The following is a 14,940-nucleotide window of genomic DNA, read 5'->3' on the forward strand; positions in this document are numbered from 1 at the left end:
CGCCCGCCGCCAGCCCGGCCGCGGCGGCAGCGCAGGCGTCCAAGACGCCGGCCAGCCCGGCCGGCTCCACCCCGTCGGCGGAGACTAGGTCTAGATCCTCGCCGTCCAAGCGCGCAATAATTCGCCCGCCCTCCACGCCGACCTGGCCGGCCTGCGGGGTCTGGGAGGTAAAGGAATAGAACTGCGGGGCCAGGTCGCCGGACTGGCGGGCGCGGGCAACTAGCTCCATCACGTGCGCGTCGTCCGCGCCGGCGATAGCGATGCCGCCGTGCATAACCTTGGCCTTGTCCGCGGCGTAGTTGTCGAAGCAGCCGTGCCAGTCGAGGTGGTCCTCGGCTAGATTGAGCAGCACGCCCACGTCCGGGCGCAGCTGGCTGGCCCAGTGCAGCTGGAAAGACGACAGCTCAGCGACCAGCACGTCGACGCGATCGTTGTCCTGGATGGCGTCGAAGACGGAGACCCCGATGTTGCCCACCGGCACCGCGCGGCGGCCGGTGCGACTAGTGTCTGCCTGCATGATGGCCGCCAGCATGCCGGTGGTGGTGGTCTTGCCGTTGGTGCCGGTGACGACCAGCCACTGGCGCGGCGCGCCGAAGGTGCCGGTCGAGTCTAGGCGGTAGGCCAGCTCGACGTCGCCGATGACCTCGACGCCGGCGTCGCCATAGGCGGTCAGCAGGGCCGAGTCCGGGCGCCACCCCGGGGAGGTCACCACCAAGTCGATCTGGCCGTCGGCGGCAATAGCCATAGCCTCCGCGGTGCTCATCCCGCTCGCCCGCGCGCCGCAGTCGGCCAGGGCCTGCTGCCGCGCCTGCGGGTTGTCGTCGGCGATGGTGACCTCGAGGTTCAGGCGGTCCAGCACGCGGGCACAGCCGCGCCCGGAAACGCCCGCGCCCGCTACCAGCACCCGGCGGGCCTGGGCTAGGTCCGCGGGCAGACTACGCGCCGTGTGCAAAGTCATGGTGTTGTCGAAGGCTCCTAACCTTTATCTTCAGTGTCTAGATTCCGATGCCCGCGGCGGTCAGCCAGTCCGCGTAGAACAGGGCCACGCCCAGCATGGCGGCCATGCCGGCCAGCAGCCAGAAGCGGATGACCACGGAGGTCTCCGGCCAGCCGCCGTTTTCGAAGTGGTGATGGATGGGCGCCATGCGGAAAAAGCGCTTGCCGGTGGTCTTGAAGACAGCAACCTGGATGACCACGGAGGCCGCCTCCACCACGAACAGGGAGCCGATGATGATCATCAGCAGTTCGGTGTGGGTGGTCACGGAGATGCCCGCGACCAGGCCGCCAAGCGCCAGGGAGCCCGTGTCCCCCATGAAGATCTTGGCCGGGGCGGCGTTCCACCACAGAAAGCCCAGGCAGCCACCCAGCCCGGCCGCGGCCAGGATGGCCAGATCCAGCGGGTCGCGGACCTCGTAGCAGCCGGCGGCGTGGTCGGCGCCGCAGGCGTTGCGGAACTGCCAGAAGGTGATCAGGCTGTAGGCGCCCATCACGAAGGCGGTCGTGCCGGCCGCCAGCCCATCCAGGCCATCGGTGAGGTTGACCGCGTTCGACCAGGCCGCGATGAGGATATACATGAAGACCAAAAAGACGATGGTGCCGATGACGGCACCGCCGACGGCGATGTCGAAGGTGTCGATCTCGCGGAACATCGACAGCTTGGTCGAGGCCGGGGTCAGCCCGTTGTCGTTCGGGAACTGCAGCGCCAGGAAGCCGAAGGCCAGGGCCAGCGCGAGCTGCCCGATAAGCTTGGCCTTCTTGTTCAGGCCCAGGTTGCGGGCCTTGAACAGCTTGATGAAGTCGTCCGCAAAGCCCAGGCCGCCCAGCCCCAGGGTCAAGCCCAGGACCAGGACGCCGGAGACAGTGAACCCACCCTTGCCGGAGATCAGCCCGTAGAGGCCCGTGGTCAGATAGGCCACGACGATGCCGGCCAGGATCGCCAGTCCGCCCATGGTCGGGGTCCCGCGCTTGCGCAGGTGCGACTTGGGGCCGTCTTCACGGATCTCCTGCCCCTTGCCGGCGTGGGAGAAATACCGGATCAGCCAGGGGGTGAAGAAAATCGCGACGATAAAGCTAATTACGCCGGAGACAATAATTTGGGTCACTGTGAACGTGGTCCTTCTAATACAACAAAAGCAGTCTGAAGAAAATTCTGCGCGAGCTTATCTTATCGAGGTGGTTCTAGCCCTCGCCCTTTAAGGTTGCGGCTACCCGCCACAGCTGCTGGGCGTTCGATGCCTTGATGAGCACCACGTCTTTCGCCGCGCGCTGCGACCATTGCTCCACCGCGGCGGGCGGGGTCCGCAGGGTTTCCTCGACCAGCTGGGCGGCCTGCGCGTGGTCCGCCCCGACGGTCGTGGTGATCCCGCGGTCGGCGGCCGCGGCCGCCAGCGCCCGGCAGGCCGGGGAATCACCGACGATGATCAGCCGGCCCACGTTGTACTTCGCCAGCTCCGCGCCCAGCTGCTGGTGGGCGTTCTCCGCTTCCGCGCCCAGCTCACCCATCTCGCCCAAGACCGCGATCGCCCGGGCGTCCGGGCGCGCCGCGGTCGTGTACCCGAGCGCCGCGATGGCCGCGCGCATGGAGTCCGGGTTGGCGTTGTAGGAGTCGTTGATGATGGTGACCCCGTCCGGGCGGCTGTAGACGTCCATCCGGTTCGCGGAGGCGTTCCGGTGCCCGCTCAGCGCCGCGGCGACCTTCTCCGCCGGGATCCCCGACTCGATGGCCGAGGCGGCCGCCGCCAGGGCGTTGGAGACCTGATGGACGCCGAAGACCTGCAGTTTGATGCGCTGCGGGGCGGCGTTCGGCGAGTGGAGGGTAAACGCGGCGCGCGCGACATCGTCGAGCTCGACGTCGGTGGCGGTGTAGTCAGCCTCCGGCGCCGGCGGGTTTGCCGCGGAGTAGTAGACTACCTTGGCCTCGGTGCGCTTGGCCATGGCGGCGACGAAGGAGTCGTCGGCGTTGAGCACCGCTACCCCGCCGTCGTTTGCAGCCGGCAGGGCCTCGACGAGTTCGCCCTTGGCCTGGGCGATGTTTTCGCGGGAGCCGAACTCGCCCAGGTGGGCAGAGCCCACGTTGAGTACCGCCCCGATGGTCGGGCGGGCGATGTCCGCCAGGTGGCGGATGTGGCCGATTCCGCGCGCCGACATCTCCGCGACCAGGTACTTGGTCTGCCAGTCGCACCGCAGCGCGGTGTAGGGGTGTCCGACCTCGTTGTTGAAGGAGCCGGGCGGGGCGACGGTCTCGCCCGCGCAGTGGAAGATCGCCGCCATCAGGTCCTTGGTCGAGGTCTTGCCGGCCGAGCCGGTCACTCCGACGATGGTCAGGTTGCCATGGTCGGCCAGCCGGCGGGTGACCGCCCGAGCCAGGGCCGAGAGGGCGCGGACGACCGCGGCGGCAGACCCGTCGGCGTCGTGGGCGTAAATATCAGCGTTAGCGCCGTCGCCCTCCACGCGACCGGTGGGTTCGACGACGATTGCTGGCACGCCTACCGGGCGGGCTGCTAGCACGGCCACCGCACCCTGACCGACCGCCGCGCGGGCGTAGTCGTGCCCATCGACGCGGGCGCCGGGCAGGGCCAAAAACAACCCGCCCGGGGTGATCTTGCGCGAATCGAATTCGACGAAGCTGGTGACCTGAGCCTGCGGGTCATCGACCTCGTCCAGATAGCCGCCGGTGATCTCGGCTATCTCTTTTAGCGTTAGCTCAATCATGCTTCTTCCTTCCCCGCCGGCGTGGTGCCGGAGGTCTTAGTTTCCAGTGCGCGCTGTACCTCTTCCCGGTCGTCAAAGTGGTGGACCGTGTCCCCCACGATCTGGCCGACTTCGTGGCCTTTGCCTACCACGATAATCGCATCGCCAGGCTCTGCCCACTGGATGGCCGCGTCAATGGCCGCGGCGCGGGAGGCGTACTCGGCCAGGGTGACCTCGTCGTCGCGCTCGGCGGCGGCCTCCTTCGCACCTGCCAGCACGGCCGCGCGGATGGGAGCCGGGTCTTCGGTGCGGGGATTGTCGTCGGTGACCGCGACGTAGTCGGCGCGGCTGGCCGCGGCCTGCCCCATCAGCGGGCGCTTGGAAGAATCCCGGTCGCCGCCGGCGCCGATGACAATGCCGATGCGCCCCTCAGGGCGCTCGGAGGTCCGGATCTGCTCGCGCAGCGTGTCCAAGACCGCGGCCACGGCCGCCGGCTTGTGGGCGTAGTCGACCACGGCGACGAAATCCTGCCCGCAATCCACGCGCTGCATGCGCCCCGGCACCGCGACGCCGGCCACGCCCTTCAGGAAGGCTTCCACGTCCACTCCGGCCGCGGCGGCCATCCCGGCTGCCAGGGCGGCGTTGGCCACGTTGAACTTGCCCGGCAGCGGGACCGTGAACTCGTAGTCCTTGCCCTCCAGGCTCAGCACGCCGTGCTGCTCGCCGGTCGGTTCCACCGCGGTGTGGTGGGCGGAAATTACCTTGCCCGCGTTGGTTGTTACGGTCTGCTCGGCGGTGGCGACCTCCGCGGTGGGCGTGCCCGCCGCGCGGGACAGTTCCACCAAGCGCTGGCCCCAGGAATCGTCGACGCAGATGACCGCGGCCGCGGCGGCCTCGGGCCCGGTGAACAGGCGGGCCTTGGTCAGGAAATAGTCTTCCATGGTCGGGTGGAAGTCTAGGTGGTCCTGCGAGAGATTGGTAAACCCACCCACGGCAAAGCGCGTGCCCTTCACGCGGCCCAGTGCCAGGGCGTGGGAGGAGACCTCCATGACCACGTGGGTGACCCCCTGGTCGCGCATCTGCGCGAAAAGCTCTTGAAGTTTGGGGGCTTCCGGGGTGGTCAGCGATGTGGGCACCGGGGTGCGGTTAATGCGCGTGCCGGTGGTGCCGATAAGGCCTACCTGGTAGCCGGCGGCCAGCAGCCCGGCCTCCAGCAGGTAGCTGGTGGTGGTCTTGCCGGAGGTCCCGGTAACGCCCAGGATGGTCAGGTCCGCGGACGGGTGGTCGTAGATTTCGGCGGAGATATCCCCCAGCACGGCCCGGATGTCCTCGACCACCAGCCGGGGTCGGGTGTCGCCGGCGGCGTCGAGGATTTCCGCGCCGGCGGCATCGGTAAGCACCGCCGCTGCCGGGGTGTCGGCGGCAAAACGCGCGCCGTGGGCGTGAAGACCCGGCAAGGCCGCGAACATCCCGCCCGGGGCGATGGAGTGCGAGTCCAGTCCGATGCTGCTAACTTCCGTCTCCGGCGAGCCGCTCAGGCTCCCGCCGGCCAGCTGTGCCAGTCGAGCTAGCGTACGTGCCATGGTGATGTTCTCCTATTCCGCCCGCAGTTTAAGGTTCTTACCCTCGGGAGAGGTGGGTATGTTGTCTCGGTTGAGCAGCCAGCCGGCGATGTCGCTAAAGACCGGCGCCGCGGACTGCCCGCCCGAGCCGTCGTCGTTGACGCCCGACTTCGGCTCGTCCAGCATGATGGCGACCACGAAGCGCGGGTCATCCGCCGGGGCCACGCCCGCGAAGGTGATCCAGTAGGCGGAATTAGAATACGCCCCCGTGTTCGGGTCGACCTTCTGGGCCGTGCCGGTTTTGCCGGACAGCTGGTAGCCGTCGATGCCGTTGCCCTGCGCCGTGCCGGACTGCACGCCCGCCGGGTCTTCCTGGAAGACCGCTCGGAACATGTCCAGGGTGGTCTTCGCCGCCGCCGGGCTGATGACCTGGGTCTTCTCCGGCTCGGAGTGGATGCGGTCCTCGCCGCTTTCGCCCTCGATTTCCTTGATGATGCGCGGGGTGATGCGCTCGCCCTCGTTCGCGATGGTCTGGTAGACACTCGCCATCTGCAGCGTCGTCCAGGACATGCCCTGGCCGATCGGCAGGTTGGCGAAGGTGCCGCCGGACCACTGCTCGAAGGCCGGTACCAGGCCGCCGGACTCGTTCGGCAGCTCGATGCCGCTGGCGTTGCCCAGCCCGAAGGCGTCGAGGTACTTCGAGTAGGTCTTGTCCCCCAGCTTCTCTGCCAGCATGAGCGTGCCGACGTTGGAGGACTTACCGAAGATGCCGGCCGTGGTGTAAGGCTCGACGCCGTGCTGCCAGGCGTCGTTGACCGTCACACCGGCCATGTCGATGGAGCCCGGGACTTGGTGGACCTCCTCCGGGGTGGTCACGCCCTCCTCGATGGCCGCGGCGGCGGTGACGATCTTGGCCACCGAGCCCGGCTCGTAGGGGTGGGAGATCGACGGGTTCTCGAAGCCCTTGCCGGACTTGACCTGCTTTTCGATGTCCTCGTTCGGGTCGATGGTATCCGTATTCGCCATGGCGAGAACCTCGCCGGTGGCTGAGTCCAGCACGACGGCTTCGGCGGACTTGGCCTGCGAATTGGCCTTGGCCTTCTCCAGCTTCTGCTGCACGAAGGTCTGCAGGTCCAGGTCCAGCGTCAGGTGGACGTTGGCGCCGTCGACGGCGTTGACCTCGTCGCGCAAGGTGCCCGGGATAGGCTGCCCGTCCGTGGAGACGTCCTCGGTCTTGCGCCCGTCGATGCCCGTCAGTGTCGAGTCGCCGGAGGCCTCCAGGCCGAACTGGCCCTGGCCGTCCATGGAGACCTTGCCGATCACGTTCTCGGCGATGGCACCGTTCGGGTACTGGCGGATGTCCTGGTGGTCGGCGGCCACGCCGTGGTATTCCTCGGCGATTTCTACGGCTACGTCCGGATCCACGTTGCGCACCAGCACCTCGTACTGGGTGTCTGCCTTCAGCTTGTCGAGGATCTCCTTGTCGTCGACGCTGCCGACCTCGGCGCCGGCGTCCTTGATCATCTTCGGGATGCCCTTGGACATCTCCTTCAGGCGGTCATCGACGGCCTCGCCGGCCTTTTTCTTCAGATCGTCGCCGCTGGCGCCCTCGGCGCTAAGTTCGTTGGTGAACTGCTCCTCCAGCTCCTTGCGCAAGCGCGTCGGCGAGACAGTCAGGGAGCGGGCCTGCATGGTATAGGCCAGGCGTTGCCCATCGCTATCGGTGATCTCGCCGCGGCGGGCCGGCTCCACGTAGACGCGGGAGCGCTGCTCCATGGCCTTGGCCGACAGGTCCGGGCCCCAGACCACCTGCACCCAGGCCAGGCGGCCCACCAGCAGCAACATGCCCACCAACAGGAAAGCCATGATGAACCGCAGACGGCGGGACATCATGTGCGAATTCTTGTAGAGCTTCTTGACCTGCGGCTGGGTGCTAGCCGGCCGCGTCTTCTCCGCGGCGGTGCCGTAGCTGTGGCCGCCGGCGCGCGGCTGACGTGCCGATTGCCCCACCCGCGCGCCGGTATCGCGATACCGCCGGTGCGGCCGCGATCCCGGATTCCGTGACGTCACGGTGGTAAGTCACCTGCCTTATTCATTTCCTCTGGGACAACCACCCGGCTGCCCAAAGCAACTGCTAATTCCCGGCTCCAGAATACGGGGCACGGACCGGCAGATCCGGTAACTCGTCCGCGCGTGGTGCATTCGATTCCGCGTTCTGGTCACGGTTCTGCTCGCGGCCCTCGCCCGAACGCTCGGACTGCGCCTGCGGCGAACGATGCCCATCCGGCGTAGCATTCAGACTATCGGACATGCCTTCCGTGTCGTCCGGGTTACTGGAGGCGCGGCCCGGACGGATCGCCGTGCCGTTGACGTCGATGATGGCTTCCTGCTCGTCCGTCGCCGCGCGCTTCTCCTTTACCTTGCCGTCTTCGCCGACCTCGACGACGCCTGGGTTGGTGGGCACTCCCATGTTCGCGTCCGCGGCGCGGCGGGCCACGTCCGCGGTGGAGCGCACGTTTTCTAGGTCGCGGTTCAGCGTCTCAATCTGGTTGCCCAGCTGCGATTCCTGCGCGGAGAGCTGCTGGATCTTGAAAGTCTGGGAGGTCGACAAACCCGACAGCCACATGGCAAGGAACACGCCGCCGATAAGCAGCACGATGGCCACCGCCGACAGGCGGGCGAACAGGGAGTTCTTCTTGATCGGGGTCAGGCGGCGGCCACGCTGGGAGACCACCTGCTGGGAGCCCAGCCGCTGGTAGCGCGGGCCGTGCGGGCTGGTCGTGCCGTGCGAGCTGCGCCGCGGGCGCACGTCCCAGCGTTCCGGGGCCCGCGTGCGGGCGGTGCGCCGGGTACTGCGGCGGGCATCCCGCTCGAGCAGCGCGGTGGCCGCGCCGGTGTCTTCTCCGGTCGTGAAATCTCGGCTAGCTCCCATGGAGCGGTGTCCCTTCGTCGAGGATTGGCGGGTGTGGGGTCGAGTGGTCTGGGTCATGGTGTGCCTCCCGAAGAAAGCAGCTGCGGGGTGCCGGATATCCGCTCCAGCGCCCGCACCCGCACCGAGGCGGCACGCGGGTTCTCGGCGATTTCGGCCTCAGAGGCCTTCTCCGCCCCGCGGGTTGCCACCCGGTAGTCCGGTTCGGTGCCTGGCAGGTCCATCGGCAGCCCCTCCGGGGTCGACGACGTCGATTGATCCTTGAAGAACTGCTTGACCAGCCGGTCCTCCAAGGACTGGTAGCTCATAAACACCGCGCGGCCGCCGACTCGCAGCGCCGCCGCAATAACCGGCAGGACCTGCTCGATGGCCTCCAGCTCGCGGTTGACCTCCACGCGCAGCGCCTGGAAGGTGCGCTTAGCCGGGTGCCCGCCCGTGCGCCGGGTAGCCGCCGGGATGGTGGCGTACAAAAGCTCCACCAGCCGCGCCGAGTCACGGAAAGGTTCCTTCTCACGCTCGCGCACGACGGCGCTGGCAATCTTGCCGGCGAAACGCTCATCCCCGTAGGTCTTAAGGATGCGCGCCAGGTTGCCGTGGTCGTAGGTGTTGAGCACGTCCGCCGCGGTAATCCCCTGGCTGGGGTCCATACGCATGTCCAGCGGGGCGTCCTGGCTGTAGGCGAAGCCGCGCTCGGCCTGGTCCAGCTGCATCGACGACACCCCCAAGTCAAACAACGCGCCCGCGATGCCCCACTCCCGCGCCTTGTCCACAACCGCGTGCGGGGTGGCCGGTCGGGCAATCTCGTCGCCCACCTCGTCGAAGCGCGCCTGCACGCCCACGAAGCGGTCCCCGAATTTCGCCAGGCGCTCGCGGGCCGCAGCCAACGATGCCCCATCGCGGTCCACGCCAATCACCGACACCTCCGGGAAGGTCTCCAGGAAGTATTCCGTGTGTCCGCCCGCGCCAAGCGTTCCATCCACCAAGACGGCGCCGCCCGGGGTCTCTGCTTCTGCCTTCGCCACGGCGGGCGCGAGTAGCTCGGCCATACGCTCACGCATCACGGGCACGTGACCGTGGTTGTTGCGTTCAGCTGAAGCCATGGTGCCCCCTTTCCGTAAACGAAGTAGCTTGAAGTTGGCCGCGGTGGGTTGTCGGGACAAATTAAGTGCGTATAGGGCCCTGCCCGAAATGGGTTCTGATGTCGGGGAAGTACACCAGCTACTCCACTTCGGACAGAGTCCGTACACGCACTCTGTTGAGTTGTGAACTGCCTTCTACAGCAGGCCGGACAGGACGCCATCCGCATCCGCCGCCGAGTAGGCGTCTTCAGTTTGCTCTTGGTACTCAGCCCAAGCGGCTGCGTCCCAAATCTCGAGAAAATCCACCGACCCGACAACCACACACTCTTTGGAAAGGTTGGCGTATTCGCGGTGTCCTGCGGACAACGTGATACGGCCATGCCCATCCGGGCGTTGCTCATCGGCGCTCGCTGCCAAGTTACGGATGAACGCGCGGGCGGCGGGGTTCGTCCGGGACACGGCCGCTGCTTTTCGAGCTCGTTCCGCAAACTCCTCGCGCGGGTAAACCGCTAGTGAGTGGTCCTGCCCCTTAGTCACCATCAGTCCGCCAGCTAGTTCATCCCGAAACTTAGCCGGAAGCGTTAGGCGTCCTTTGTCATCAAGCTTCGGAGTGTAGGTTCCGAGAAACATCCCGGCGTCCACCTTCCTTGGCTCGATAACTCCGACATTTCTCCACGGTCTCAAAGTTCCACTTCTCCACCGCTGCGCCCCACTTTACCCCACTTTCCCCCACTTTCAACACCCACCACGCCCCACCCACCACCCACTCGCGACATACCCGCAGGTCAAAGGCAATAAAAATAGTGGGGAGAAATCCCCAGTCGCGGCGCTTTCGAGGCCCCAGACGTCACATAAGCACCTCTTTTACCACAAGATTCTTTAGCCCCAAAGCGCACACGCCCCTACTACTGCAACCCGCACGCTGGCCTAATGCCGCACGCGCCGCTCCTCCCGGAGGCCCGCTTCCGCGCAGCACTCCCCCTTCTAGGCCCCGCGGGGGCCAGCGTGGGGGAAAGTGGGGAATTGTGTGGAGACCACGCAGAGAGACGAAAAGGCCCCTGGGATCTCTCCCAGGGGCCTTGAAAGCTAGGCCGCTTAACTCGGTGCTCTAGTTGCCCTCGAAGCGGCGACGGAAGTTCTCTTCCAGCTTGTTACCCATCGAGCTACCGCCAGACCGCGACGCCCCCGCGCCGCCCCGGCCGGAGCCCGACTTCTTCTTGCCCGACTTCACACCCGTGGCACCACCGCCGCGGAGCATCCAAATGCCCGCGCCAAACATGACGAGGAAGCCCAGGATCGACAGGACCACGAACCACAGGCTATTCTGCGCCAAGGCCACGCCACCCACCAGCATGACCAGTCCGACAACTACCAGCGCCACGCCGCGCAAGGTCACGGCCCCGCTCGGGGAACCGGCCGAGGCCCGGGCTACAGAGGCACCGAACTTGGGATCCTCAGCCAACAGCTGCTGCTCGAGCTCCCGTAGCGCGCGCTGTTCCTGCTCCGAAAGAGACACTGTACCTCCAATAAACCTAAGGGACCGCTGCCTAAAATACGGCCCTGCACGACGGCCTTTCACTGTGTTCAACGTGAGCGCCAAACTTTTAGTTCCCACCGTGCTACTTCCTCCCCCATTCTAACGTAGGTACAAAGCCCAACTTAAGCCCCGGGCCACCCCCTAGGGCTAACAACTAGGGCCAACACCTAGGGCAAACTCTGAGGGCAAGCCCTAGGCGACACAATCCCCTAGGCGGCGAAGTCGGATTCCACCGCGGCCGCATGGGTGGCGGCCATGAACCGCGCGGCTAGCCCCATCAGCTCAAAAACGGCATCTTCCTCGACCCCGTCCTCCAGGCCCAGGGAAACGCGGGAGCGCAGCTTCGAATACTGGCCGAATTCCTGCGCCCACTCCTTGTCCTCCGCGCTCACGAGCGCGAGCTGCTCCCAGGCGCTAGAGGGCTTCCGCTTGCGGCGCGCCACCATGGAGACCGCGATGCGCGCCCCCGCGGTGCGCAGCCCCGCCTGGTAGGCGACCTCGAGAGCCTCCTCGAAACGCCCGTCTGCCGCATACTCCCGCGCCTGCTCAATCAGCATTCGCGCTTGACGCAGGAAATGCTGCTGCTTCCCCACGCCGCTGGTGCGCGAGATCCGCGTGGTTGCCTGCCTAGTTGCCGAGATTACGTGTGCCATGTCCGTTCACCTTCCCTCCGAAGCTGCCGCTTGCGGGAGCGCCGTTGTTTTCTTTTGCCGTTTACTCTAGGAACACTTCCGACTCACACCCCTTAATATAGCTCAGGTGTTCGAACCCCACAACCCCTCAAGCAGGATTAAAACCTTCTTTTCGAACATGCGGGAGCTAGTTCGAACGCCTTTAATTAGGCTAATCGCTCCGCCGCGGGGCCAAACATGTTTCGATAGATTCGTGAACATCTCCATCCGTCGCCTCAGCCCGCAAGAGTTTTCCCTGCTCGCGCCCCAGCTCGTCGAGATCTACATCGAGGCGATGGACTACAACGACTCCATCCGCGTCAGCCGTACCCACGCCTGGCGCCGAGAGATTTCCCACCCGGGCTTTAGCGCGGTGGTCGCCACCACCGACAGTGGCATCGTCGGCCTGGCCTACGGCTTTCTCGGCTCGCCGGATACCTGGTGGGACCGGCAGCTGCGCCGGGGCTTCTACGAAAAGGGCGGCCCCACCGAGCAGCAATGGGCGCTGCTGCGCAGCTATTTCGAGCTAGCCGAGGTGCACGTGCGCCCCGGCATGCAAAACCGCGGCATCGGACGCCAGCTGATAACAGAGCTGCTCTGGAACGTCCCCGCCGCCTACGTCGCGCTATCAACGCCGGAAGTACCCCAGGAAGGCAATTCCGCGTTCGGCCTTTACCGCTCGCTGGGCTTTCGGGACGCACTGCGCCACCACCGCTACCCCGGCGATTCCCGCCCGTTTGCCCTCTTGTACGCCCCACTGCCGCTGCCGGCGATTGCGCAACACCGGACCGCCGCCCGCGATCGGTAAGATACCTAGGCGTGACCGCAGACAATATTCCCCAGCTTGAACAGATCCCCGACGCCGCCCGCGCTGCCCTCGCGGAATTCCTGGAGGAGCGACGGCCGGTCGTAGGCTCCATCGGCGCGCCGGTTACCCGCTCCATCGCCTACCTCGAGGACTTCGTTCTCGGCGGCGGCAAGCGCATCCGCCCGCTCTACGCCTGGGCGGGCTTCGTCGGCGCCGGCGGGCTGGACGGCGACGAGGATCCGCAGGCCGTCCTCCGCGCCGCCTCTTCCCTGGAATTCATCCAGGCCTGCGCGCTCATCCACGATGACATCATCGACGCCTCCAGCACCCGCCGCGGCAAGCCGACGGTGCACCGCGCGGTGGCAGGGCGGCATCGTCAAGCGCAGTGGCACGGCGACGCCGACTTCTTCGGCGAGTCCGTCGCCATCCTCGTCGGGGACATGGCCCTAGCCTGGGCCGAGGACATGCTGCAGGATTCCGGCCTCAGCGCCGCCGCCCTGGCCCGCACCCGCGAGCCGTGGCGCGCCATGCGCACCGAGGTCATCGGCGGCCAGCTGCTTGACATCACCCTAGAGGCCACCGGTTCCGAGTCGGTCGAGCTCGCCGGTGCCGTCAACCGCTACAAGACCGCCGCCTACACCATCGAGCGCCCCCTCCACCTGGGCGCCGCCATTGCCGGCGCCTCGCCCACGCTTATCGATGCCTTCCGCGGTTACGGCCGCGACATCGGCGTGGCTTTCCAGCTGCGCGACGATCAGCTAGGCGTTTTCGGCGATCCTTCCGTCACCGGCAAGCCGGCCGGAGACGACCTGCGCGAAGGCAAGCGCACCGTCCTGCTTGCCACCGCCCTGGAGCGCGCCGACCAGGCCGACCCCGCCGCGGCCGCCACGTTGCGCCGCCTAGTCGGCACCACCGACGATCCGGCCGATATCGCCACCATGTCGCAGATCATCCAGGACTCCGGCGCGGTCGAGGCCATCGAGGAGCGCATCGATGCCCTGACCGAATCCGGCCTGGGGCACCTCCACGCCGCCGGTGTGGACGAGAAGGTCTCTGCCGCCCTGCGCGACCTGGCCATCCGCGCGACCTCCCGGCAGAAGTAGCGCCGCGTCATGGCTACGTCCCCACTAACCATCCGCCTCCCGCGCCCGCTAACGCTCGGGCTCGCCGGTACCATCCTGCTGGCTATCGCGTCCTTTTCCGGTGGCGCCACCCGTAACCGCGGCGGCCTGTTGGAGGCGCTCAACCTGAGCTTTTTGGCCTACGGCCACGGCCGCAACCTCGGCATGGCGCTGTTTTGGGTGGGTATCTTCTGCCTGGTCGGCGCCTGGATCCTCCTGGGCAGGGAGACCGTCGCACCCGCCTGCGAGGGGGCGCTGGCTACCGTCCGGCGCACGCTGGCCTGGTGGCTGGCCCCACTCATCGTGGCCGCACCGCTGGCCTCCCGCGACGTCTACTCCTACCTCATGCAGGGCGCCATGGTCCGCGACGGCTTCGATCCCTATTCGGAAGGCCCCGTGGTCAATCCCGGTCCCTTCCTGCTGGAGGTCTCCCAGGACTGGCGCAACACCACCACCCCGTACGGCCCGCTGCACCTGTGGGTTGGCGACGGCGTGACCTCCCTGGTCGGCGACAACGTCGCCGTGGGGATCTTCGTCTACAAGCTGATTTCCTTGGCCGGCTTCGCCGCGATTGCTTGGTCAGTACCCCGGATCGCCCGGGAGCTCGGCGGCTCGCCCACGATGGCGCTCTGGCTCGGCGTGGCCAACCCCGTCATGCTGCTCCACCTCGTGGCCGGCATGCACAACGAATCCGTCATGGTCGGCCTGGTCTCCGTGGGCCTGCTGCTAGCTCTGCGCCGCAAGTTCCTGTCCGGGCTGGCGCTGATCGCCGCCGCCGTGGCTCTAAAGGCGACCGCCTTCCTCGCGATGCCCTTCGTCGTCTGGATCATGGTCCACCACTTCGCCCCGCGTGCGACCTCCAGCGTGGCCAAGCGCTTCGGCGTCTTCGTGGCGGCCGGCACCCTGATGGTTCTCGAGACCGTCGCCGTCGTGGCCGTCATTACCTGGGCGTCCGGGTCCTCCTGGGGCTGGCTGTCGGAGATTACCGGCAACGCCAAGGTCATCAACCCGCTGGCCGGCCCGACGCTGGTCACCGACGTGGTCGCGCCGCTGGTCCAGATCTTCAACCCGGATATTTCCTACAACAGCGTGCTGAGCATCATGCGCACACTGTCGATGCTCCTCATGCTGCTGGGACTAATCCTGGTGTGGTGGATTTCCCGCCGCAGCATCCGCGATGCCGTCCTAGGCACCGCCGGTGCCTACCAGGTCGCGTTCATCTTCAACTCCGTGACGCTGCCATGGTACTACGCCTCGGTCATCTCGCTCGTGGGCGTGGCGCGGCCACCGATGTGGGTCATGAAGCTCGCCACCGGCGCCTCCGTCTTCGTGGCCGTGTCGTTTTCCAGCGACGGCAACCACCAGCTCTACAACTGGTGGTGGGTCATCGGCTCCATCATCGTGTCCTGGTTGGCCGCCGAGTGGGTCTTCCCCGCCCGTCCGCGGCGGGAATTATCCTCAGGATCCCGCGCCGCGGTGTGACTAGCTCAACTCCCGCGGCGCCAAAATGGGGTTATCCACAGGCGCGCCGCATGTTGAGACC

13 protein-coding genes are annotated in these 14,940 nt (G+C 66.8%); 3 read left to right on the forward strand and 10 right to left on the reverse strand.

Annotated elements, in window-relative coordinates:
- From HMPREF3067_RS00035 to HMPREF3067_RS00080, 10 genes are all read right to left on the reverse strand, one after another.
- A partial coding sequence (locus tag HMPREF3067_RS00035; protein ID WP_246819175.1) for a Mur ligase family protein occupies nt 1-958 on the reverse strand: 958 nt, incomplete at its 3' end.
- A 37-nt stretch (nt 959-995) separates the two neighbouring features.
- Nucleotides 996-2,102 (reverse strand): phospho-N-acetylmuramoyl-pentapeptide-transferase, encoded by a 1,107-nt coding sequence (gene mraY, locus HMPREF3067_RS00040; protein ID WP_070767711.1) that lies wholly within the window; start codon nt 2,100-2,102, stop codon nt 996-998.
- A gap of 76 nt (nt 2,103-2,178) precedes the next feature.
- Nucleotides 2,179-3,711, reverse strand: coding sequence for a UDP-N-acetylmuramoyl-tripeptide--D-alanyl-D-alanine ligase (gene murF / locus HMPREF3067_RS00045; RefSeq protein WP_070767712.1), 1,533 nt, complete (start codon nt 3,709-3,711; stop codon nt 2,179-2,181).
- The gene (locus tag HMPREF3067_RS00050; protein WP_070767713.1) at nt 3,708-5,273 is read right to left on the reverse strand and encodes a UDP-N-acetylmuramoyl-L-alanyl-D-glutamate--2,6-diaminopimelate ligase; all 1,566 of its coding nucleotides are present in this window, start codon (nt 5,271-5,273) and stop codon (nt 3,708-3,710) included. Before HMPREF3067_RS00050 ends, murF begins: the two co-directional genes overlap by 4 nt.
- A 12-nt stretch (nt 5,274-5,285) precedes the next feature.
- Nucleotides 5,286-7,142 (reverse strand): peptidoglycan D,D-transpeptidase FtsI family protein, encoded by a 1,857-nt coding sequence (locus HMPREF3067_RS00055; protein ID WP_070767722.1) that lies wholly within the window; start codon nt 7,140-7,142, stop codon nt 5,286-5,288.
- A gap of 244 nt (nt 7,143-7,386) precedes the next feature.
- Nucleotides 7,387-8,241: a cell division protein FtsL gene (locus tag HMPREF3067_RS00060; RefSeq protein ID WP_070767714.1), complete on the reverse strand. Its 855-nt coding sequence runs from the start codon at nt 8,239-8,241 to the stop codon at nt 7,387-7,389.
- Entirely contained in the window at nt 8,238-9,281 is a 1,044-nt protein-coding gene (gene rsmH, locus HMPREF3067_RS00065; RefSeq protein WP_070767715.1) for a 16S rRNA (cytosine(1402)-N(4))-methyltransferase RsmH, read from the reverse strand. Before rsmH ends, HMPREF3067_RS00060 begins: the two co-directional genes overlap by 4 nt.
- Before the next feature lie 174 nt (nt 9,282-9,455).
- Nucleotides 9,456-9,890 (reverse strand): division/cell wall cluster transcriptional repressor MraZ, encoded by a 435-nt coding sequence (gene mraZ / locus HMPREF3067_RS00070; protein WP_070767716.1) that lies wholly within the window; start codon nt 9,888-9,890, stop codon nt 9,456-9,458.
- Nucleotides 9,891-10,368: 478 nt separating this feature from the next.
- On the reverse strand, nt 10,369-10,776 hold the full coding sequence (locus HMPREF3067_RS00075) for a DUF3040 domain-containing protein (RefSeq protein ID WP_070767717.1): 408 nt from the start codon (nt 10,774-10,776) through the stop codon (nt 10,369-10,371).
- A 230-nt stretch (nt 10,777-11,006) separates the two neighbouring features.
- Nucleotides 11,007-11,450: an SAV_6107 family HEPN domain-containing protein gene (locus tag HMPREF3067_RS00080; RefSeq protein WP_083319045.1), complete on the reverse strand. Its 444-nt coding sequence runs from the start codon at nt 11,448-11,450 to the stop codon at nt 11,007-11,009.
- Nucleotides 11,451-11,682: 232 nt separating this feature from the next.
- Here HMPREF3067_RS00080 and HMPREF3067_RS00085 point away from each other — a divergent pair, with 232 nt between their 5' ends.
- The 3 genes from HMPREF3067_RS00085 to HMPREF3067_RS00095 are packed head-to-tail and all read left to right on the forward strand — an operon-like array spanning nt 11,683 to nt 14,879.
- Complete coding sequence (locus HMPREF3067_RS00085; protein ID WP_070767719.1) at nt 11,683-12,276, forward strand: GNAT family N-acetyltransferase; 594 nt, start codon at nt 11,683-11,685, stop codon at nt 12,274-12,276.
- A gap of 11 nt (nt 12,277-12,287) precedes the next feature.
- Nucleotides 12,288-13,379, forward strand: a complete 1,092-nt coding sequence (locus HMPREF3067_RS00090; protein ID WP_070767720.1) for a polyprenyl synthetase family protein — start codon at nt 12,288-12,290, stop codon at nt 13,377-13,379.
- Between the two features lie 9 nt (nt 13,380-13,388).
- Nucleotides 13,389-14,879, forward strand: coding sequence for an alpha-(1->6)-mannopyranosyltransferase A (locus HMPREF3067_RS00095; protein WP_070767721.1), 1,491 nt, complete (start codon nt 13,389-13,391; stop codon nt 14,877-14,879).
- Nucleotides 14,880-14,940 lie beyond the last annotated feature (61 nt).

Source organism: Corynebacterium sp. HMSC04H06, from assembly GCF_001815935.1.
In the GTDB taxonomy this organism is placed as follows: Bacteria; Actinomycetota; Actinomycetes; order Mycobacteriales; family Mycobacteriaceae; genus Corynebacterium.

Excerpts from the sequence above, each read along its gene's own strand:
- murF (WP_070767712.1), bottom strand. The coding sequence starts at position 3,711 with ATGATTGAGCTAACGCTAAAAGAGATAGCCGAGATCACCGGCGGCTAT.
- HMPREF3067_RS00050 (WP_070767713.1), bottom strand. The coding sequence starts at position 5,273 with ATGGCACGTACGCTAGCTCGACTGGCACAGCTGGCCGGCGGGAGCCTG.
- HMPREF3067_RS00055 (WP_070767722.1), bottom strand. The coding sequence starts at position 7,142 with ATGTCCCGCCGTCTGCGGTTCATCATGGCTTTCCTGTTGGTGGGCATG.
- HMPREF3067_RS00060 (WP_070767714.1), bottom strand. The coding sequence starts at position 8,241 with ATGACCCAGACCACTCGACCCCACACCCGCCAATCCTCGACGAAGGGA.
- rsmH (WP_070767715.1), bottom strand. The coding sequence starts at position 9,281 with ATGGCTTCAGCTGAACGCAACAACCACGGTCACGTGCCCGTGATGCGT.
- mraZ (WP_070767716.1), bottom strand. The coding sequence starts at position 9,890 with ATGTTTCTCGGAACCTACACTCCGAAGCTTGATGACAAAGGACGCCTA.
- HMPREF3067_RS00080 (WP_083319045.1), bottom strand. The coding sequence starts at position 11,450 with ATGGCACACGTAATCTCGGCAACTAGGCAGGCAACCACGCGGATCTCG.
- HMPREF3067_RS00095 (WP_070767721.1), top strand. The coding sequence starts at position 13,389 with ATGGCTACGTCCCCACTAACCATCCGCCTCCCGCGCCCGCTAACGCTC.